This window comes from Paraburkholderia sp. J41 (assembly GCF_905220235.1).
GTDB lineage: Bacteria > Pseudomonadota > Gammaproteobacteria > Burkholderiales > Burkholderiaceae > Paraburkholderia.
The window spans coordinates 127578-146344 of record NZ_CAJMZE010000012.1 but is presented as its reverse complement, the minus strand read 5'-3'; the positions used below and the strand labels follow the sequence as shown (position 1 = coordinate 146344).

At 66.0% G+C, this 18767-nt stretch carries 18 protein-coding genes; 14 read left to right on the top strand and 4 right to left on the bottom strand.

What is annotated here, in order from left to right; all coding sequences use genetic code 11:
• Positions 1-102 precede the first annotated feature (102 nt).
• On the bottom strand, positions 103-756 hold the full coding sequence (locus tag U5805_RS15100) for a hypothetical protein (protein ID WP_322104337.1): 654 nt from the start codon (positions 754-756) through the stop codon (positions 103-105).
• On the opposite strand from U5805_RS15100, the gene U5805_RS15095 reads away from it, so the two are divergent.
• The gene (locus U5805_RS15095; RefSeq protein ID WP_322104283.1) at positions 667-1239 is read left to right on the top strand and encodes a ProQ/FINO family protein; all 573 of its coding nucleotides are present in this window, start codon (positions 667-669) and stop codon (positions 1237-1239) included. The genes U5805_RS15100 and U5805_RS15095 overlap by 90 nt on opposite strands.
• Before the next feature lie 148 nt (positions 1240-1387).
• Here the strand turns inward: U5805_RS15095 and U5805_RS15090 are convergent, their stop codons facing one another.
• The 3 genes from U5805_RS15090 to U5805_RS15080 form a co-directional block, all read right to left on the bottom strand.
• Complete coding sequence (locus tag U5805_RS15090) at positions 1388-2134, bottom strand: transglycosylase SLT domain-containing protein (RefSeq protein WP_322104282.1); 747 nt, start codon at positions 2132-2134, stop codon at positions 1388-1390.
• A gap of 167 nt (positions 2135-2301) precedes the next feature.
• Entirely contained in the window at positions 2302-3198 is an 897-nt protein-coding gene (locus tag U5805_RS15085) for a fructose bisphosphate aldolase (protein WP_322104281.1), read from the bottom strand.
• Between the two features lie 202 nt (positions 3199-3400).
• On the bottom strand, positions 3401-4798 hold the full coding sequence (locus U5805_RS15080; protein ID WP_322104280.1) for a PLP-dependent aminotransferase family protein: 1398 nt from the start codon (positions 4796-4798) through the stop codon (positions 3401-3403).
• A 139-nt stretch (positions 4799-4937) separates the two neighbouring features.
• Here U5805_RS15080 and cyoA point away from each other — a divergent pair, with 139 nt between their 5' ends.
• The 13 genes from cyoA (at position 4938) to deoC (ending at position 18692) form a co-directional block, all read left to right on the top strand.
• Positions 4938-5981, top strand: a complete 1044-nt coding sequence (gene cyoA, locus U5805_RS15075) for a ubiquinol oxidase subunit II (RefSeq protein ID WP_322104279.1) — start codon at positions 4938-4940, stop codon at positions 5979-5981.
• An 8-nt stretch (positions 5982-5989) separates the two neighbouring features.
• Positions 5990-8008, top strand: a complete 2019-nt coding sequence (gene cyoB, locus U5805_RS15070) for a cytochrome o ubiquinol oxidase subunit I (protein WP_322104278.1) — start codon at positions 5990-5992, stop codon at positions 8006-8008.
• A gap of 2 nt (positions 8009-8010) precedes the next feature.
• The gene (gene cyoC, locus U5805_RS15065; protein ID WP_322104277.1) at positions 8011-8619 is read left to right on the top strand and encodes a cytochrome o ubiquinol oxidase subunit III; all 609 of its coding nucleotides are present in this window, start codon (positions 8011-8013) and stop codon (positions 8617-8619) included.
• A complete protein-coding gene (gene cyoD / locus U5805_RS15060; protein ID WP_322104276.1) occupies positions 8616-8990 on the top strand; it encodes a cytochrome o ubiquinol oxidase subunit IV in 375 nt (124 codons plus the stop codon). The genes cyoC and cyoD overlap by 4 nt, the downstream gene beginning before the upstream one ends.
• Before the next feature lie 105 nt (positions 8991-9095).
• Complete coding sequence (locus tag U5805_RS15055) at positions 9096-9281, top strand: CsbD family protein (protein ID WP_322104275.1); 186 nt, start codon at positions 9096-9098, stop codon at positions 9279-9281.
• A 147-nt stretch (positions 9282-9428) separates the two neighbouring features.
• Entirely contained in the window at positions 9429-10031 is a 603-nt protein-coding gene (locus U5805_RS15050) for a histidine phosphatase family protein (RefSeq protein WP_322104274.1), read from the top strand.
• A 418-nt stretch (positions 10032-10449) separates the two neighbouring features.
• On the top strand, positions 10450-11427 hold the full coding sequence (locus U5805_RS15045) for a substrate-binding domain-containing protein (protein WP_322104273.1): 978 nt from the start codon (positions 10450-10452) through the stop codon (positions 11425-11427).
• Positions 11428-11534: 107 nt separating this feature from the next.
• Positions 11535-12563 carry a galactitol-1-phosphate 5-dehydrogenase gene (locus U5805_RS15040; RefSeq protein ID WP_322104272.1) on the top strand — a complete coding sequence of 343 codons (1029 nt, stop codon included), beginning with the start codon at positions 11535-11537 and terminating at the stop codon, positions 12561-12563.
• A 74-nt stretch (positions 12564-12637) separates the two neighbouring features.
• Complete coding sequence (locus U5805_RS15035; protein ID WP_322104271.1) at positions 12638-14155, top strand: FGGY-family carbohydrate kinase; 1518 nt, start codon at positions 12638-12640, stop codon at positions 14153-14155.
• Entirely contained in the window at positions 14152-15138 is a 987-nt protein-coding gene (locus tag U5805_RS15030) for a sugar-binding transcriptional regulator (RefSeq protein ID WP_322104270.1), read from the top strand. The genes U5805_RS15035 and U5805_RS15030 overlap by 4 nt, the downstream gene beginning before the upstream one ends.
• Positions 15131-16618, top strand: a complete 1488-nt coding sequence (locus tag U5805_RS15025; RefSeq protein ID WP_322104269.1) for a sugar ABC transporter ATP-binding protein — start codon at positions 15131-15133, stop codon at positions 16616-16618. Before U5805_RS15030 ends, U5805_RS15025 begins: the two co-directional genes overlap by 8 nt.
• A 2-nt stretch (positions 16619-16620) precedes the next feature.
• Positions 16621-17646, top strand: a complete 1026-nt coding sequence (locus U5805_RS15020; protein WP_322104268.1) for an ABC transporter permease — start codon at positions 16621-16623, stop codon at positions 17644-17646.
• 116 nt (positions 17647-17762) lie between these two features.
• Positions 17763-18692 (top strand): deoxyribose-phosphate aldolase, encoded by a 930-nt coding sequence (deoC, locus tag U5805_RS15015; protein WP_322104334.1) that lies wholly within the window; start codon positions 17763-17765, stop codon positions 18690-18692.
• The last annotated feature ends 75 nt before the right edge of the window (positions 18693-18767 follow it).

Below are 18767 nucleotides of genomic sequence, written 5' to 3'. Positions count from 1 at the left end.
ATGCCATGCGAAGTGTGTTTTATACACATCAACGCAGCATGAAACTGCCCAAAAACGGCCGTGAGACCGGAGTTTGCCGGTTGGATCGGCCGCGATTCGGTATCATAGCGTCCCATCCCATATGGAAGAGAGCTGGACGTGAAAGCCGCATCGCAACAACGCCGTACCCTGAGCTTCAAGGAAGGTCTTCTTGAGATCAAGAAGAGCATGGGCGGAAGCTCGGCTCCGCAGTCCGAAGAACAAGCGCAAAAGACGCAGGGCAAGCCTGCGCAAAAGGGCGGGAGTAGCGCGAAGAACCACAGCGGTGCAAAGGGTCACAGCGGCTCGCAGGCGCCCAGGGGGCCGCGTGCGCCGCGAGAAGGCGCATCGGCGGGCGGCGAAGGCCGCGGTTCGCGTCAGGGCCGTCCGCAGGGCAATCGCGGCGAGAATAATCGTGGCGAACGCGGTGGTGAACGCGGCGGCGAGCGCGGTGGTGAACGTGGTGCCGACCGCGCGCAGCAGCCGGGCGAACAGCGCGCGCGTGCTCAGCGCGACGCACGCGGCCAGAAGCCGGGCGAGCAGCGCCAGGGGCAGGAACGCCGCCGTCCGCAGCGTCAGCAGCCGTCCATGGCGAATTTGAGCGAAGCGGAAAAGGCGCGCATCGAACGCAATCGCCAGCTCAACACGGTGTGGAACGTATTTGCGAAGCACTATCCGGCGTTTCGCGACCGTTTGCCGCTCAAGATCGGTGTGGCCGAGGATCTCGTGGCGAAGCATCCGGAATACGAGCGCACGCTGATCGTCGCGGTGCTCAAGCGTCACGTGAATCATCCGCGCTATCACGAGCACGTCGCCGCGGGCGGTGCGCGTTTCGAACTCGACGGCAATGCGTCGGAAGGTCCGGGCATCGAACCGTCGCACATCGGGCGCGCGAATGCCGCGCTGGCGCGCCAGAAGGCGAAGGTCGATGCGCAAGCGAAGGCCCGCGAGGAAGGCAAGACGCCGGCGGAAACCAAGGCGCAAACCGAAGCCGCCGCGCCCGCGCAAACCGGGCAGCCCGCCGCGCCCGCGCAGGCGGAAGCGCAAACCGAAGCGCAAACCGAAGCGCAAACCGAAGCGCAAACCGAAGCGCAAACCGAAGCGCAAACCGAAGCGCAAACCGAAGCGCAAACCGAAGCGCCGGCCGGGAACGCGGCAGCCGCCGAAGCCGTGTCCGCATCGGCTTCCGAAACCGGCGAAGCGCCCGCCACGGGCGAATAATCGGTCGATCACGAATCGAACGCGGCGCAGCGCAGTCACGCTGCGCCGCGTTTTTCTTTTGCGTTTTCGTTTCTACACAGTTTGTTGCCTACGCGTGCATGCAGGCGCGCGGTGCGCCGGCGCATGAGCCCGCGCCTTCGAGAGCTCGCTATCGCTCGCCGGCCGAAGCCGCGTTCTGCGCGCGTGCCGCCGATGCCGCCGCCGCGCCGAACGCCGCCGCAGCCGACGACGACGCAGCCTGACTCGTGGCGGCATTGCTTGCGAGCGTTTCGTCGTCGGCGTTGCGCGAGCGGGCGCCCGGCGCGTCGAGCACGCGGCTGAATTCCACGGCGCGCAGGCGGATTTTTTCTGCGTAGGCGGTCGATCCGCCGTAGTTCTTCATCGCCGCGTCGAGATTGCCGCCCGCCGCGCGTTGGTAGCCGTACAGAATCGACGAACCGACTTCGATATTGAACTCGGGGTCGGTGAGATCCTTGCCGTGGCGAAGCAGATTGCGATGCGCCGAAGGCACGACCTGCATGAGCCCGGTTGCGCCGTTCGCGCCGCGCGCCTTCTCGCGAAACCGCGATTCGATCGAGATGATCGCGAGCAAAACCGCAGGCGGCAGCGAGTATTTTTCGGCGGCGTTCGTCACGGCCAGGGAAATGCGCGTGGCTTTTTCCTTCGCCACGCCGAACTTCTTGACGAGCAAGGCGTTGACGATGGCGCTGTTCGGGCCGCTCGCGGGAGTGACGGGAATCGTGGAAATCGTGGAAATCGCGGGAACCACGGAAATCGGCGCAATCGCGGCCGGCTCGGCGGCGGACGCGCTGACGGAATCGCTCGCGGCTGTCTGCAACGCCCCGGCGGACGCGAGGCACGGCAGCAGGGCGAGCAGGCAAAGGAGCTGCCGCATGGCCGGTCTAACGGGGAACAAGTGGAAGGCGCAAGTATAACCGGCCTCAAAAATACCGAGGCCGGTTTTGGCCCATGCACTTTTTACCCACTTTTTACCCGTTTCCGCCCGGCTAAACGGCGCAACCGGCAGTACGCCCGCGGCAAACTAACCCGGAGTTGAGGCGATCAGCTCTTTTGCACCGACGCCTTCCAGATTTCGTCGATGCTCGCGGCCAGCGCGTCGTTGAACTGCGCGTCGGTCATGGACTTCGTGAGGTCGTTGATCAGCGCGCGAGAAAAGCTCGCGATCATGCCGTGATTCTTCGCGAGCCGCGCGCATGCGTCGCTGCGCGAATAACCGCCCGAAAGCGCCACCACGCGCACCACGCGCGGGTGGTCGATGAGCGGCTTGTAGAAGTCGGGCGTGTCGGGAATCGTGAGCTTGATCATCACGTCATGCGAGGCGGGCAGGGCGTCGAGGCCCCTCATCAGCTCGTCGCGCAGGATCGATTCGGCCTTCGCCTTGTCCGGCGCCTTGATCGACACTTCGGGCTCCAGAATGGGCACGAGGCCGGCCGCCGAGATCTGCTCGCCGATGGCGAACTGCTGCGCCGCGATCGACGCAATGCCCGACGACGAAGCGCGCTCGATCGTCGAACGCATTTTGGTGCCGAAAATGCCCGCATTGCGCGCACGTTCGAGCAGCGCGTCGAGCGCGGGAATCGGCTTCATGAGGCGCACGCCGTCGGCTTCGGCTTCGAGGCCCTTGTCGACCTTGAGGAACGGCACCACGCCGCGGTCTTCCCACAGGAACGCGGGCACGGGCTTGCCTTGCGCCTGGCCGTCCATGGTCGCTTCGAACAGGATCGCGCCGATCACTTTCTCGCCCGTGAATGCCGGCGCGCTGATGATGCGCACGCGCATTTCGTGGATCAGGCGGAACATTTCGGCGTCGCCGTCGTACTCGCTTTCGGCAATGCCGTACTGGCGCAGCGCGCCGGGCGTCGATCCTCCGCTCTGGTCGAGCGCCGCGATGAAGCCCGGTTTATCGCGCATCTGCGCAAGCATCTTGTCGTTTGCCATGGTCATATCTCCGCATTGGAAGCGCCCGTTCCCGCGTTTTTCGCACGTCGGGGCGCGGTTACTCGAATCCGGTGTCGGCTATCCGACGAGTGTACTGGCCGCGCGGGCGCGCTTGTGTGGGAGCGGCCGCGCTGCGCGCTGAAGAAGCGGAACCTGTTTGCGTAGCAAGCGCGATGCCAGCCCCGGCGGTTCGAGCGACGCGTTACACGATAAACGCGGCTTGTGACGAGCGATCGCTGGCGAGCAAGGTGGAAAGCCGGCGCAGCGCGGCCTGCAATTGCGCCCGATCGCCGGTTGCGCCGAGCGAGATGCGAATGGCGTCGGCGGTCGGGTCGCCGTGCTCGAACGCCGTGGATGGTGCGACGGCGAGCCCTTCCGTGCTGGCCGCCGCCGCGAGATCGCGCGCATGCCAATAGCGCGGCAGCGCGTACCAGAGATGAATGCCCGCGCCCGCGGACACGCCGAGCGTTTGCGCCGCGATGCGCTGGCGTTCGCGCGCTTCGGTTTTCACGCCCGCGAAAATCTGTTCGGCGACGCCGTCCTCGATCCAGTGCGTCGCGAGCGCGTTGGTGAGCGGCGCGGCCATCAGCGAGAACGCGCGCAATGCGGCGAGCAGGCGCGCGTGCGCGGCGGTGTCGGGCAGCGCGAGATAGGCGGTGCGCAGGCCGGGCGAGAGCGTTTTGGAGAGCGTCGCGAGGTAGCAGACCTGCTGCGGCGCGAGGCGCGCGAGCGGCGCGGGCGCACCCGGCGCGGCGAAGCGCCAGTACGGATCGTCCTCGACGATGCGAGCGCCGCAACGTTCGGCCACGCGCAGGATTTGCAGCCGGCGCGACTCGGGCATGGTCGCGGTGGTGGGGTTTTGCAGCGTGGGATTCAGATAGACGAGGCGCGCGCCGTGTTTGCGGCAGGCGGCTTCGAGCGCGTCCGGGCGCATGCCGTCGGCGTCGGTGGCGACGGCTTGCACGCTGCGGCCCAGTTGCGCGGCGGCGTGCGGCAAGCCGGGGTAGAGCAGCGGCTCGGCGAGGATGGTTTCGCCGGGTTGCGTGAACGCGAGAATCAGTGCCGCGAGCGCCGCCTGCGCGCCGGGGCACACCGCCACCCGGTCCGGCGCCACGTTGCCCAGCATCGGCTGAAGCCATTTCGCGCCCGCCGCGCAGTCGGCGCGGCCTCCGCCGCCCACGTGATACGTCATCAGCAAATCGGCGTCGCTGCGCATCAGCACGTGCGACGTGCCTTCGCGCAGCAGCGCATCCATCGCCAGCCCCACGGGCGGCGGCGGAATGTTCATGCTCAGGTCCACGCGTTGAAGCAGTTCCGCGCGCGGCGCGGCGATGAAGGTGCCGAGCGGTCCGCGCGCCTCGATCAGCCCGCGCCGCCGCGCTTCGTTGAAGCCGCGCGTGACGGTGGTGAGATCGACATCGAGCAGCGTGGCGAGCGCGCGCTGCGCGGGCACGCGCTCGCCCGGCGCAAGCGTGCCCTGCGCGACGGCGGATTCGATGAAGTCGACCAGCCGCAAGTATCGCGGGCCGTTGCCCGCCGCCATCGCCAAGGCCCAGACGGCGGCTTCGGCGGCCGTGCCGGGAGAGGAGTCGTGTGTCATCGTGTCGCAGATGTATGCATTATGTCTTACTCTAGCATGCGTGCATGAAGCGCGTAAATCCATACATATAGGCGATGTATGGCTCAGATCAAAAGCACGTAGGGATGGATTTGCGCGACGGTCAACCTCGGAACCCGACATGCGCTATCCCGATCCTTCAACCCTACCCACCCCACGGTCCGCCGAAGGCGATCCCCCGTTCTCACTCGCCGGCCGCTTCGCGCGCCGCGCTTCGCAAGGCGCGGTCGCCGTCGCCTCGGCCGCGCTGCTCGGCGGCTGTGATCTCACGCACATGGCGCTGCTCGCGCCGAAAGGCGACATCGGCGCACAGGAAAAGCAGCTCATCCTGATCGCGCTCGGTCTCATGCTGCTCGTCGTGATTCCGGTGATCGTGCTCACGCTGTTCTTCGCGTGGCGCTACCGCGAGTCGAACACGAGCGCGACCTACGCGCCGCGCTGGTCCCATTCCACGGCGATCGAAGTGGTGGTGTGGTCGATCCCCTGCGTGATCGTCGTCACGCTCGCCGTGCTGATCTGGAACACCACGCACGCGCTCGACCCGTACCGCCCGCTCGAATCGCAAACGAAGCCGGTGCGCGTGGACGTGGTCGCGCTCAACTGGAAGTGGCTGTTCATCTACCCGGATTACGGCGTGGCTTCGGTGAACCAGCTCGCGATTCCCGTGGGCACGCCCGTGGAATTCAACCTCACCGCCGAGTCGCTGATGAACTCGTTTTTCATCCCGCAACTGGGCACGCAGGTCTACGCGATGTCGGGCATGCAGACGAAGCTCCATCTGATCGCGGACGAGCCCGGCGTATACGCGGGCCGTTCGGCGGCGTTCAGCGGCCCCGGTTTCTCGGACATGCGCTTCGACACGCTCGCCACGAGCCGCGCCGACTTCGACGCGTGGATCGCGCGCGCCAAGGCGTCGCCCGCGATGCTGAGCCGCGCGGCGTACGAACGGCTTGCGCAGCCTGGCGAAAAAGCGCCGGTGGCGCTCTATTCGAACGTCGCGCCGGGCCTCTTCGAAGGCGTCGTCGACAAATACATGCGCGACGTTCACGGCAACCCGATTTGCGGCACAGGCGCGCCCATGACGTCGATGACGGCCATCGGCGCGCCGGCTCTCACACACGATCGTAGCGGCGCGCGCGCGTCCGCCATCCTGGCAGCGGAGTAAATCACATCATGTTCGGAAAACTCACGCTCGACGCCGTACCCTGGCACGAGCCGATCATCATGGGCACCGGCGCCGTCGTGGCGCTCGGCGGCCTCGCCTTGCTCGCCGCGATCACGTTCGCGGGGAAGTGGGGTTATCTGTGGCGCGAGTGGATCACCTCGGTGGATCACAAGCGCATCGGCGTCATGTACATCGTGCTCGCCATCGTCATGCTGCTGCGCGGTTTCGCCGACGCGATCATGATGCGCGCGCAGCAAGCCATCGCTTACGGCGACTCGGCCGGCTATCTGCCGCCGCACCACTACGACCAGATCTTCACGGCGCATGGCGTCATCATGATCTTCTTCGTGGCGACGCCGCTCATTCTCGGCCTGATGAACGTGGTGGTGCCGCTGCAACTGGGCGCGCGCGACGTGGCCTATCCGTTCGTCAACTCGCTGAGCTTCTGGCTTTCCGTGGTGGGCGCGGTGCTGGTGATGGTGTCGATGTTCGTGGGCGATTTCGCGGCGACGGGCTGGGTGGCGTATCCGCCGCTTTCCGAGCTGGGCTATAGCCCGACGGTGGGCATGGACTACTACATATGGTCCTTGCAGTTGTCGGGTCTCGGCACCACGCTCTCGGGCATCAACTTCATCGTGACGATCCTGCGCATGCGCGCGCCGGGCATGGACATGATGAAGATGCCCGTGTTCGTATGGACGGCCTTCATCACCAACATCCTGATCGTCGCGGTGTTTCCGGTGCTGACGGGCACGCTCGCGCTGCTCACGATGGACCGCTATCTCGGCATGCATTTCTTCACGAACGAGCTGGGCGGCAACGCGATGATGTATATCAATCTCATCTGGGTGTGGGGCCACCCCGAGGTGTACATCCTGATTCTTCCCGCGTTCGGCGCGTTCTCGGAGATCATCGCCACGTTTTCCGGCAAGCCGCTGTTCGGCTACAAGTCGATGGTGTACGCCACGTCCTCGATCGGCATTCTGTCGTTCTTCGTGTGGCTCCATCACTTCTTCACGATGGGCTCGGGCGCGAACGTCAACGCGTTCTTCGGCATCATGACCACGGTCATTTCGATTCCGACCGGCGTGAAGCTGTTCAACTGGCTGTTCACGATGTATCGGGGCCGCATTCGCTACCACAGCGCGACGCTCTGGACCATCGGCTTCATGGTGACGTTTGCCGTGGGCGGCATGACGGGCGTGCTGCTCGCGGTGCCGGGCGCCGACTTCGTGCTGCACAACTCGCTGTTCCTCGTCGCGCACTTCCATAACGTGATTATCGGCGGCGTGGTGTTCGGCTGTCTCGCGGGCATCAGCTTCTGGTTTCCCAAGGCGTTCGGCTTCACGCTCAACGAGTTCTGGGGCAAGGTTTCATTCTGGTGCTGGCTGATCGGCTACTGGCTCGCGTTCACGCCGCTCTACATCCTCGGCTTCGAAGGCATGACGCGCCGCATGAATCACTACGAGGTCGCCGCGTGGCATCCGTGGCTCGTGGTGGCGCTCGTGGGCGCCGTGTTCGTCGGCCTCGGCATTCTCGCGCTGATCGTGCAGATCGTCGTGAGCATTCGCGACCGCGAAGCGAACCGCGACCTCACCGGCGACCCGTGGGGCGCGCGCAGCCTCGAATGGTCGACGTCCTCGCCCGCGCCGTTCTACAACTTCGCCCACTTGCCCGTCATCACCTCGATGGAGCAGCACTGGGACGACAAGGAAGCGGGCCGCGCCTACGTGCAGCCGCGCGCCTACGAGGACATCCACATGCCGCGCAACACGGGCGCGGGCTTCGTCATCGCGGCGTTCAGCCTCGTTTTCGGTTTCGCGATCGTGTGGCACATGTGGTTGTTCGCGGCGCTGGGCTTGATCGGCATGATCGGCACGTTCATCGCGCGCAGCTACGACCAGGACACCGACTACTGGGTGCCGGCCGCCGAAGTCGAGCGCATCGAAAACGCGCGTTTCAAACAGCTTGGCCTGCATCGTTCGGAGCGGCCCGCACGACCCGAGCAAATCGAGGAGATGGCTTAACCATGGCTCACGCTATTACTCACGGTCATGACGGCGCTCACGCGCATGGCCACGACGATTCCACGAAGACCACGCTCGGCTTCTGGATCTACCTGATGAGCGACTGCCTGATCTTCGCCACGCTGTTCGCCACGTTCGGCGTGCTCGCGAACGCGACGGCGGGCGGTCCGGGCGCGAAGGAACTGTTCGAGCTGCCCTACGTGCTCGGCGAAACGCTGCTGCTGCTCGCGAGCAGCGTGACCTTCGGCATGGCGATGCTGAACCTGCACGCGGGCCGGCGCGCGCAGGTCGTCACGTGGCTGGCGATCACGTTCCTGTTCGGCGCGGGCTTCGTGGCGATGGAAGTCAACGAGTTCGCCAAGCTCGTCGCGGACGGCGCGGGCCCCGGCACGAGCGCGTATCTCTCGGCGTATTTCACGCTGGTCGGCACGCACGGCTTGCACGTCACCGCGGGCCTGCTGTGGATCGCGATCATGATGCACCAGACCTCGAAGTTCGGCCTGACTGGCACGGTGCGCCGCCGCCTCGCGTGTCTCAGCCTTTTCTGGCACTTTCTCGATCTCGTGTGGATCTGTGTGTTTACGTTCGTTTATCTGCGAGGTGTGCTGTGAGCCATTCCCACGTTTCTCATGCGCCAGGTCACGACGCCTCGCACGGCAGCTTCAAGGGCTACATGATCGGCACGGTGCTTTCGCTCGTGTTGACGCTCGCCTCGTTCGGCGTGGCGATGGCGCATCTCGTCGCGCCCGGCGCGGCGCTCGCGCTCATCGTCGTGTTGTGTATCGCGCAGCTCGTCGTGCAATTGTTTTATTTCCTGCACCTGGGCGCGGCGCGCGACCAGCGCTCGAACACGGCGATCTTCGTCTGCACGGCGTTCCTGATCGCGGTGATCGTCGGGCTTTCGCTGTGGGTGATCCATAACGCGAACGTCAACATGATGCCCACGCATCTCTCCGCCGATCGCGCGATGGCGCACGATTGAACCCTGAATTACGGGCCAAAAGCGCGCCGGTGTCCGGGTCAGGCACAGCGCATGCGGTAGGGAAAGCGTCGCGACACACCGTCGCTTTTTACCTGGAGTGTGACCATGAATAAGGACCAAGTGAAGGGTACGGCCGAGAAGGTGAAGGGCAAGGTCAACGAGGCCGTGGGCCGCGCAACCGACAACCCCGCGCGTGAACTGAAGGGCGATTTGCAGCAGGACGCCGGCCAGGCACGCAAGAACGTCGGCGACATGAAGGAAGCCGCCAAGGACTCCGTCAAGCGCCACTAAGCCTGATGGATCGTTGATGGCACGCGGCGCCGCCGTCTCGCAAGGGGCGGCGGCGCCGTGCTGCCTGCAAGGCCCGTTGGCGGCAAAACGGGTATGCTGCCCGCATCCCGCGATCCCCGCGCGGCAATCTTCATGCGGAGTTCATCCATGTCTTCTTCCCGGGCACCTGCCGCCGTGCGCGAAATCTGGTTGATCCGTCACGGCGAAACCGCCTGGAGTCTTTCCGGTCAACATACGGGCCGCACCGACATCGCGCTCACCGACAACGGCCGCGAACAGGCGCGTGCGCTCGCGCCCGTGCTCGCGGGCCAGCATTTCGACGTGGTGTTGAGCAGCCCGATGTCGCGCGCGACCGAAACGTGCCGGCTTGCCGGTCTCGGCGACCGCATGACGATCACGGCCGACCTGCACGAATGGGATTACGGCATTTACGAAGGCCGCACCACCGCCGATATTCAAAAGACCGATCCCGCGTGGAGCGTCTGGCAATCGCCGATTCCGCAAGGCGAGGATCTCGCGCGCATCGAACGGCGCGCGGGCAGCGTGGTGGAGGCGCTGCTCGCGTTGCACGGACGCGTCGCGCTGTTCTCGCATGCGCATTTTTTACGCGCGTTGGGCGGTTATTGGGCTTCGGGAGCGGCGGCGCTCGGCGAGCATCTTTACCTGGAAACCGCTTCGGTGAGCGTGCTCGGTTTCGATCATGAAGCGCGCGCGATCCGCCGCTGGAATTCGATTTCGCGATCACGCTGAGCATCGCTTCGGTTAAGCACGCTTCACAAGCGGAAGGCGCGCCGCCGCGCAACGCGGACCAGCGCGTTTTTACATGCGGGAATTGCTTCGGATGACTTAGCATTGCCGCGCGCTCGCGCGCGCATTCCGTGCATCCGTGCCTTCGAGCAAACCCGCGCTCATCGTCGCTTCGGCGCGCGATCCCACCAAACCGGGCTACTCGCCACTCTCACGTTCTCCCCAAATCGCGAGCCGCGCGCGCCGCCGCTGCTGCGCCGCACCATCGCGTCTCCACGTTTTCCCTGACAGAAATCGCCGTTGACAAGCCGGGTCCAGACTCCTATCTTTGGCATCACAAATGTGATTCGAAAGCACATTTGTGATTTGAAAGCCGGACAAGACGACACTCAGCGAAATAACGAAAACCAGGAGACAACGCATGTTCAAAGGAAAAGCGGGGCTGCGGCGGGCCGTGACGGTCGTGGCCGTGGCGGTGGCGGCATTCGGCGCGATGTCGGCGGCGCAGGCGAAGGGGCTCAAGATCGGCTTCAGCCAGGTGACGCTGCAATCGCCGTTCTACGTGCAGTTGAAGGAAGGCGCGCAGGCCGCGGCGGCGGCCGACGGCGACGAGCTGATCTTTCTCGACGCCAACGGCGACGTGAACAAGCAGAACAACGACATCCAGGATTTGCTCACGCGCAAGGTCAACGTGCTGATCGTCGATCCCGTGAATCCCGACGCCATCGCGCCTTCGCTCGACGCCGCGAAGCGCGCGAAGGTGCCCGTCATCACCGTCGATCGCGCGGTACACGGCCAGGTCGCCGCGTATATCGGCCGCGACAACGTGAAGATGGGCGAGCTGTCCGGCAAGGCGCTCGTGGCGGCGCTCAAGGCGAAGGGCGTGACGAGCGGCAAGATCGTCGAAATTCAGGGCGACGCGGGCGGCACGGTCATGATGGATCGCCGCAAGGGCTTCCATCAGGCGCTCGCGGGCACCGGCTTCAAGGTGGTCGAAGGCCCGTACAGCGAGTACATCCGCGCCAATGCCGTGACGGCGATGCAGGACTTGCTGCAAGCGAATCCCGACATGAAAGCCGTGTTCGCGCACAACGACGACATGGCGCTCGGCGCGATGCAGGTGCTCCAGGAAGCCAATCGCAAGGACGTGCTGGTGGCGGGCGTGGACGGGCTTTCCGAGGCGCTCAACGCGATCGAGAGCGGCAACCAGTACGTGTCGACTTCGCTCAACGACCCGCGTTATCTGGGCGACATCACGATCCAGACGGCGCGCCAGGTCGTGGCGGGCAAGAAAGTCCCGGCATTCGTCGACGCCGGCACGCAGGTGGTGACGAAGGCGAACGTGAAGCAGGTCAATCACAGCGGCCTGTTCGGCGAATACCGCCCGAAGGTCTACTGAAAATCGCGTCGGCCGCGCCTCTCGCGCGGCGCGTTCCCCCGCGAGCCGGAGCGCTTCGAATCCGGCTTCGCGGGCTCCTTTTCCAGTCAAAGCGCAAGGAAACTATCGTGCGAGCAGCAGTCATGCATCGACCCGGCGATATCCGGATTGAAGAAGTGGAAAAGCCCGTCGCGCGTGAAGGTCACGCCCTGGTGCGGGTGGCCGCGTGCGGCGTTTGCGGGTCGGATATCCCGCGCATGTTGAGCAAGGGCGCGCACGTCATGCCGCTCATCTGCGGCCACGAATTCTCGGGCTTCGTCGAGGCGCTGGGCGCGGGCGTGAGCGGGCTGGCCGTGGGCGATCTGGTCACGGTGCCGCCGCTGATTCCGTGTCTGAAATGCGATCAGTGCCTGCGCGGGCACCCGTCGCGTTGTCTCGACTACGACTATTTCGGCAGCCGCCGTGACGGCGCTTACGCCGAGTTCGTGAGCGTGCCGCTCACCAATCTCGTGAAAGTGCCGCAGGGCATGGACCCGACCGCCGCGTCGCTCGTCGATCCGGCCGCCATTGCGATCCATGCGATCTGGCAAGCCGATTTCCGCGCGGGGCAAACGGGCGCCGTGGTCGGTTGCGGCCCGATCGGCCTGTTCGCGATTCAGTGGATGAAGCTGATGGGCGCGAAAGACATCGTCGCCATCGACATCTCCGAGGACAAGCTCGAGATGGCGCGCACGGCGGGCGCGACGCACACGCTGCTTTCCGGCCAGCCCGACGACGCGCTGCCGCGCTGTCACCTCATCATCGAGGCGGCCGGCCATCCTTCGTCGATCAACCAGTCGGTGCAGCTCGCGGCCGCGGGCGGCCACGTGGTGTTCATCGGCATTCCCACTTCCGACGTGCCCGTGACCATGAAGACGTTCTCGCATTTCCTGCGTCAGGAAGTGTCGCTGCACGGCGCGTGGAATTCGTTCTCGGCGCCGTTCCCCGGCGACGAATGGCGCGCCGCCATCGACAAGCTCAACGACGGCTCGCTGCGCTGGGACTTCATGATTACCCACGACTTGCCGCTCGAATCGCTGCCCGAGATGTTCCAGCATTTCGCCGAAAAGAAGGGCGCGGCGAAAGTCGTGTTCCGTCCGTCCCGCACACCTGCGTAATATGCCAATGACAAGCCGCGCATAAGCGGCGCCAACGGTGTGGCCGGCTCGGCCGGAAAACAGGAGGAGACAGGATGTCGTTATTGCTTGGGCTGGATTTCGGCACCGGCGGGGTGCGCGCGGGCCTCTACGACGCCCGCGCGCACAAGCTGCTGCGCGTGACCGAGGCGCGCTACGCCACGACGTATCCGCGCCTCGGCTGGGCGGAGCAGTCGCCGCTCGCGTGGTGGCAGGCGGCGGGCGAGGCGTGCCGCGAGCTGATGGCGCTCGCGGGCCATCCGGCCATTGCGGGCGTGTGCGTGGCGACCACGTCGTCGACGGTGGTGGCCGCGCAGGAGGACGGCACGCCGCTGCGCCCCGCGCTGCTGTGGATGGATTGCCGCGCGGGCGAGGAGGCCAACGGCACGCGCGCCGTGCGTCACCCGATGATGAGCGAAGGCGGCGACGCCGTGGAATGGCTCGTGCCGAAGGCCATCTGGCTGGCGCGCCACGAACCCGAGGTGTACGCGCGCGCGGCGCGCATTTGCGAAGCCGTCGATCTCGTGAATTACTGGCTCACGGGCCGCTGGGTCGCGTCGCAGCTCAACGCGACCTGCAAGTGGAATTACGATTCGGTGAATCAAACCTTTCCGGTCGATCTCTACGAGCGGCTGGGCGTGCCCGATCTCGCGCGGAAGCTGCCGCCCGAAGTGGTGCGCGTGGGCGGCCGCGTGGGCGCCCTCACGGCGGCGGCCGCCGCGCATCTTGGCGTGAGCGGCGCGCCCGTGGTGGCGCAAGGCGGCATCGACGCGCACATGGCCATGCTGAGCGCCGGCGCGACGCAGCCCGGCGACATGCTGTTCATCGGCGGCACGTCCATCGTGCAGCTCATGCACATTCCCGAGCGCGTGGACGTGCCGGGCATGTGGGGGCCGTATCCGAACGCGCTGATCGACGGGCCGTGGCTGCTCGAAGGCGGGCAGGTGTCGGCGGGCTCGATCCTGCACTGGCTCGCGCACCAGATGTTCGGTCTCGACGACGCCGGTCATCAGGCGCTGATCCGCGAAGCCTCGCAGATGGAGCCGGGCGCCACCGGCCTGCTCGTGCTCGATTACTGGATGGGCAACCGCACGCCGTATCGCTCGTCGGAATTGCGCGGCGCGATTCTCGGCCTCTCGCTCAACCACGACCGCAAGGACGTGTACCGCGCGTCGCTCGAAGCCATCGCGCTCGGTTCGGCGAACGTGCTGCATACGCTGTGCCAGTCGGGCATCGGCGTGCGGCGCGTGATCGCGGCGGGCGGCTTCCAGAAAAATCCGCTCTGGCTGCGCGCCACCATCGACGCGACCGGGGTTCCGTTCGACGTCGTGGCGCACGACAATCTCACGCTGATCGGCGCGGCGGCTTCGGCCGCGTGCGCCGCGGGCGAATGCGCGCAACTGCGCGAAGCGGTGGAAAGCTTCGCGGCGCACGGCGAGCGCATGAACCCCGACATGGAAGCGTTCGAGCAATATCAGCGGCTGCTCGAACGTTATCGCGAGGCGACCGATGCCGTCGGTCCGATCGTCTCGCGCCGGCCGCTGGAATTCGATCGCATCAGGACGGCTGCATGAACCAGGCTTCCAGCAACGACGCCTTGCCCGCGCGCCTCGGCACCGACGCCCAGCGCGAGGAATTGATGGCGCAAGTCGCCAAGCTCTATTACGACCTCGAAAAAACCCAGAACGACATCGCGAAGGAAACCGGGCTCACGCGCTGGCAAGTCGCGCGTCTTTTGCGCGAGGCGCGCGAAGTGGGCATCGTGCGCATCGAGATCATTCCGCGCACGCCGCGCCTGCCGCATCTCGAAGCGCAGGTGCAGCGCCGCTTCAATCTGCGCGAAGCCATCGTGCTCGCCACCAGCGGCGACGAGGACGTGCAGCTCAACGTCGTCACGCAGGCGGCGGGGCGTTATCTCGCGGCGTTGCAGCCGCCGCTCGTGGGCGTGTCCTGGGGCCGCACGATGATGAAGATGGCGCAATGGCTGCCGCCGCGCTGGAACGACGGCGTGCATGTGGTGCTGCTCAACGGCGCCATCAATATCCGCAACGTGGCCGAGCAGACCAACAACGTGGCCGAGCGCTTCGCGCATGCGGGCAACGGTCACGCCACCTTGCTGCCGGTGCCCGCGATGCTCGGCAGCGAACGCACGCGCGAAGCCATCGAGCAGGATCACATCATCGCCGACGTGCTGCGCCTCGCCGAGGAAACGCCCGTGGCGTGCTTCAGTCTGGGCGAGCTTTCCGAGCGCTCGGTGCTGGTCGAATCGGGTTACGTGGATGCCGCGATCATGCGCGATCTCGCGAAACGCGGGGCCGTGGGCGATATCCTGGGCCGCTTCATCGACGAACGCGGCGAGATCGTCGCGCCCGAAATCGACAATCGCACCATCGGCCTGCGCCCCGAGAAACTGCGCGACAAGCGCTATTCGATCGGCGTATGCGTGGGCGAGGGCAAGCATCGCGTGGCGCGCGCGGCGGTGCGCGCGGGCTACGTGAACGTGCTCGCCACCGACGAAGCCACGGCGAACTTTCTCATGGAGCACGGCGATGAGTGATTACGTACTCGACGTCAGCCACGTCGCGAAGCGCTTTCCGCCCAACGTGGTCGCGCTCGTCGACGCCTCGCTGCAAGTGCGCCCCGGCGAAGTGCATTGCCTGCTGGGCGCGAACGGCGCGGGCAAGAGCACGCTGCTCAAGATCGTCGCGGGCGTGCATCGTCCCGATACGGGCGCGATGGAGATCGACGGCAGGCGCGTCGATCTGCGCAGCCCGCACGAGGCGAGCGCGAACGGCATCGCCATGATCTACCAGGAACTCGACCTGATTGCGCAGATGACGGTCGAAGAAAACCTGCTGCTCGGGCACACGCCGCGCCGCTTCGGCATCGTTGCGCGCAAGCAGCGGCGCGCGCTCGCGGCCGCGGCGCTCGCCCGCGTGGGCGCCATGTTCCCGCTCACGGCGCGCGTGGAAACGCTGTCCATCGCCAATCAGCAGCTCGCGGCGATCGCGCGCGCGCTCACGGCTTCGGCGCGCATCGTCGTGATGGACGAGCCTTCCGCCGCGCTCAACGAAACGGAACTCGAAAAGGTCTTTCAGGTGATTCGCGAAATCACGGCCGACGGCGTGGCCGTGCTTTACGTGAGCCATCGCCTGAACGAGATTCGCGAGATCGGCGACCGCGTGACGGTGCTGCGTTCGGGCCGCACGGTGGACACCTTCGACGTGGCCGCTGTCGACGAAGCCGCGCTCGTGAGCGCCGTGGTCGGCGACAGTCATGCGCTGCTCGAACGCGGCGAATTCGCGCCGCCCGAAGAGGCGTTGGCGCTGCGCGTGAAGCGGCTCGACGGCCCCGCCGGCTTGTCGATCCGCGATCTGGAAGTCAGGCGCGGCGAAGTGGTCGGGCTTGCGGGCCTGAACGGCGCGGGGCGCACCACGCTGCTCAAGGCGCTGTTCGGCGTGACGCGCGCCAGCGGCGACGTGGAGCTGTTCGGCGCGCCGTATCGCCCTCGTCACGCGAAGGATGCGATCCGGCGCGGCGTGGGCCTCGTGCCCGAAAACCGCAAGACCGAAGGGCTGGTGCTCGACGCTCCGATCTATCGCAACGCGACGCTCGCACGCATCCGGCGGCAACGCTGGCTTTCGCACCGGCGCATGAAGGCGCAAGCGCAGCCCGTGCTGAAGCAGTTGCAAACGCGCTTTGGGTCGGTGGCGCAGCCTGTGCGGCAGCTTTCGGGCGGCAATCAGCAGAAGGTCGTGGTGGCCAAGTGGATTCTCGACGGCGCGCAGTTGCTGCTGCTCGACGAACCGAGCCGCGGCCTCGACATCGGCGCGAAAGCGGACCTGTACCGGCTCGCGCGCGGTCTCGCGCAGGAGGGCGCGGCCATTCTCGTGGCCAGCAGCGAACTGGAGGAACTCTACGCGAACTGCAACCGCATATGGGTGATTCACGAAGGCAGGAACACCGTCTGTTTCGATCCGGCCGTGGCAACGAGCCGCGAGATCCAGCAGGCGACCATCACCGGAAGAAGGACCTGAACATGGATACGACTTCGAAGGACATCATGCCGCCGGGCGGCGAGTCGCAGCGCCGCATCGGCACGCGCACGCTGATCGACTGGGCGTTGCGCTACAACTTCATTCTGATTTTTCTGCTCGCGGTCGGTATCGCCACGTCGCTGTCGAGCGACTTTCTCACCTTCGGCAACATCGCCAATCTGTTCCAGCAGGCGGCCGTGGTGGGCATCGTCGCCGTGGGCATGACGTTCGTGATTCTCACCGCGAACATCGACCTTTCGGTGGGCAGCCTTTCGGCGTTCGCGGGCATCGTCGTGGCCGTGCTGCTGCAAGGCGGCATGTCGCCGTGGCTCGCGGTGCCCATCTCGCTCGGCCTCGGTCTCGCGGCGGGCGCGTTGATGGGCGGCATCGCCGTGTATGGCAAGGTGCCGAGCTTCATCATCACGCTCGCGGGTCTGGTCTCGTTTCGCGGCGCGACGTTCCTGCTTTCCGACGGCTCGCCGATCGGCGGCCTGCCCGAAGGCTTTAGCGCGATCGGCTCGGCCATGGTGCCGCTCGTTCCCGGCACGACGCTCATGTTTCCGGTGATGGGCCTGCTGTTCATCGGCGTGGCGATCGTCGCCGGACTCGTGCTGCGCTACACCGTGTTCGGCGAATACGTGCTGGCGACGGGCGGCAACGTGGAGGCCGCGCGGCTCTCCGGCGTGCCGGTGCGCGCCGTGTCGATCGCCGTGTTCGCCATTTCGGGCCTGCTCGCGGCGTTCGGCGGCATTCTGCTCACCTCGCGCCTGCACATTGGCCAGCCCACGTCGGCGCAAGGCATGGAACTCGACGCCATCGCCGCCGTGGTGCTGGGCGGCACGAGCCTCTTCGGCGGGCGCGGCGGCATGCTCGGCACCGCCGTGGCCGTGATGCTGCTGCAAGTGCTGCGCAACATCTTCAATCTGGTGGGACTCGGCTCGTTCTATCAGATGACCATCACCGGCGTGATCATCGTGCTCGCCATTTTGCTCAACCGACTCATCGACCATTACGCGGGGCGCACATGACCGCCAGAGATCGCATGGATCGCCGACGCGCCACGGCGCCGACGCCTTCCGCTTCCATCGAGATTGTTTCGGACCACGAATCACATCGCGAACTACATCCGCCGCGCAACGCGGGCATGCCGCTCGCGCTCGACGCGGTGCTGCTGCCGCAAGTGAACGCGCCCGCCGCGCAGCGGCGCAGCGACTCGCTCGGCGCGCGCCGCTCGGTCAAGAAAGTGTGGCAGGCCGCGTGGCAGGTGAGGGCGATTCAATGCATCGATCTCACGACGCTTGCCGGCGACGACACGCCGGGCCGCGTGCGCCGCTTGTGCGCGAAAGCGCGCCGCCCGTTGCGCGACGACATCGTGAGCGCGCTCGGCCTCGAAGACGCGCCGCCGACCACCGGGGCGGTTTGCGTTTATCCGACGATGGTGCGCACGGCCGTGCAGGCGCTCGAAGGCTCGGGCATTCCGGTCGCTTCGGTGGCGACGGGTTTTCCGGCGGGGCTCACGCCGCTCAAGCAGCGCCTGGAGGAGATTCGCTATGCCGTGAGCGAAGGCGCCCGCGAGATCGACATCGTCATCACGCGCGAATACGTGCTGTTGCAAAACTGGAACGCGCTTTACGACGAAGTGCGCCAGATGCGCGAAGCATGCGGCGAGGCGCATCTGAAGGCGATTCTCGCCACCGGCGACCTCAAGACGCTGCGCAACGTGTACCGCGCGAGCATGGTCGCGATGATGGCGGGCGCCGACTTCATCAAGACTTCCACGGGCAAGGAAGAGGTGAACGCCACGCTGCCCGTGAGCCTCGTGATGTGCCGCGCGATACGCGACTACGAAGCGCTTGCCGGTTTCAAGGTGGGATTCAAACCGGCGGGCGGCTTGCGCACCGCGAAGGAAGCCGTGAACTGGCTCGTGCTCATGAAGGAAGAACTGGGCCATGCCTGGCTCGACCCGGCGTTGTTCCGCATCGGCGCAAGCTCGCTGCTCGCCGATCTCGAACGCCAGCTCGAACATTTCGTGACCGGGCATTATTCGGCGCTGCATCGTCACAGCATGGCCTGACGCGTCCCCCACGCGCATTGCTTAAGTATTGACAGGACACTTGCATGAACCATTCATCAGCAATCCTAAAGGATA

What these genes read in the sequence shown, in the direction of transcription:
- U5805_RS15045 (WP_322104273.1), top strand. Translation starts at nt 10,450, where the DNA reads ATGTTCAAAGGAAAAGCGGGGCTGCGGCGGGCCGTGACGGTCGTGGCC.
- cyoA (WP_322104279.1), top strand. Translation starts at nt 4,938, where the DNA reads ATGCGCTATCCCGATCCTTCAACCCTACCCACCCCACGGTCCGCCGAA.
- U5805_RS15035 (WP_322104271.1), top strand. Translation starts at nt 12,638, where the DNA reads ATGTCGTTATTGCTTGGGCTGGATTTCGGCACCGGCGGGGTGCGCGCG.
- U5805_RS15090 (WP_322104282.1), bottom strand. Translation starts at nt 2,134, where the DNA reads ATGCGGCAGCTCCTTTGCCTGCTCGCCCTGCTGCCGTGCCTCGCGTCC.
- U5805_RS15020 (WP_322104268.1), top strand. Translation starts at nt 16,621, where the DNA reads ATGGATACGACTTCGAAGGACATCATGCCGCCGGGCGGCGAGTCGCAG.
- deoC (WP_322104334.1), top strand. Translation starts at nt 17,763, where the DNA reads ATGCCGCTCGCGCTCGACGCGGTGCTGCTGCCGCAAGTGAACGCGCCC.
- cyoC (WP_322104277.1), top strand. Translation starts at nt 8,011, where the DNA reads ATGGCTCACGCTATTACTCACGGTCATGACGGCGCTCACGCGCATGGC.
- U5805_RS15055 (WP_322104275.1), top strand. Translation starts at nt 9,096, where the DNA reads ATGAATAAGGACCAAGTGAAGGGTACGGCCGAGAAGGTGAAGGGCAAG.
- U5805_RS15100 (WP_322104337.1), bottom strand. Translation starts at nt 756, where the DNA reads ATGCTTCGCCACGAGATCCTCGGCCACACCGATCTTGAGCGGCAAACG.
- U5805_RS15080 (WP_322104280.1), bottom strand. Translation starts at nt 4,798, where the DNA reads ATGACACACGACTCCTCTCCCGGCACGGCCGCCGAAGCCGCCGTCTGG.
- U5805_RS15030 (WP_322104270.1), top strand. Translation starts at nt 14,152, where the DNA reads ATGAACCAGGCTTCCAGCAACGACGCCTTGCCCGCGCGCCTCGGCACC.
- U5805_RS15085 (WP_322104281.1), bottom strand. Translation starts at nt 3,198, where the DNA reads ATGGCAAACGACAAGATGCTTGCGCAGATGCGCGATAAACCGGGCTTC.
- U5805_RS15025 (WP_322104269.1), top strand. Translation starts at nt 15,131, where the DNA reads ATGAGTGATTACGTACTCGACGTCAGCCACGTCGCGAAGCGCTTTCCG.
- cyoB (WP_322104278.1), top strand. Translation starts at nt 5,990, where the DNA reads ATGTTCGGAAAACTCACGCTCGACGCCGTACCCTGGCACGAGCCGATC.
- U5805_RS15050 (WP_322104274.1), top strand. Translation starts at nt 9,429, where the DNA reads ATGTCTTCTTCCCGGGCACCTGCCGCCGTGCGCGAAATCTGGTTGATC.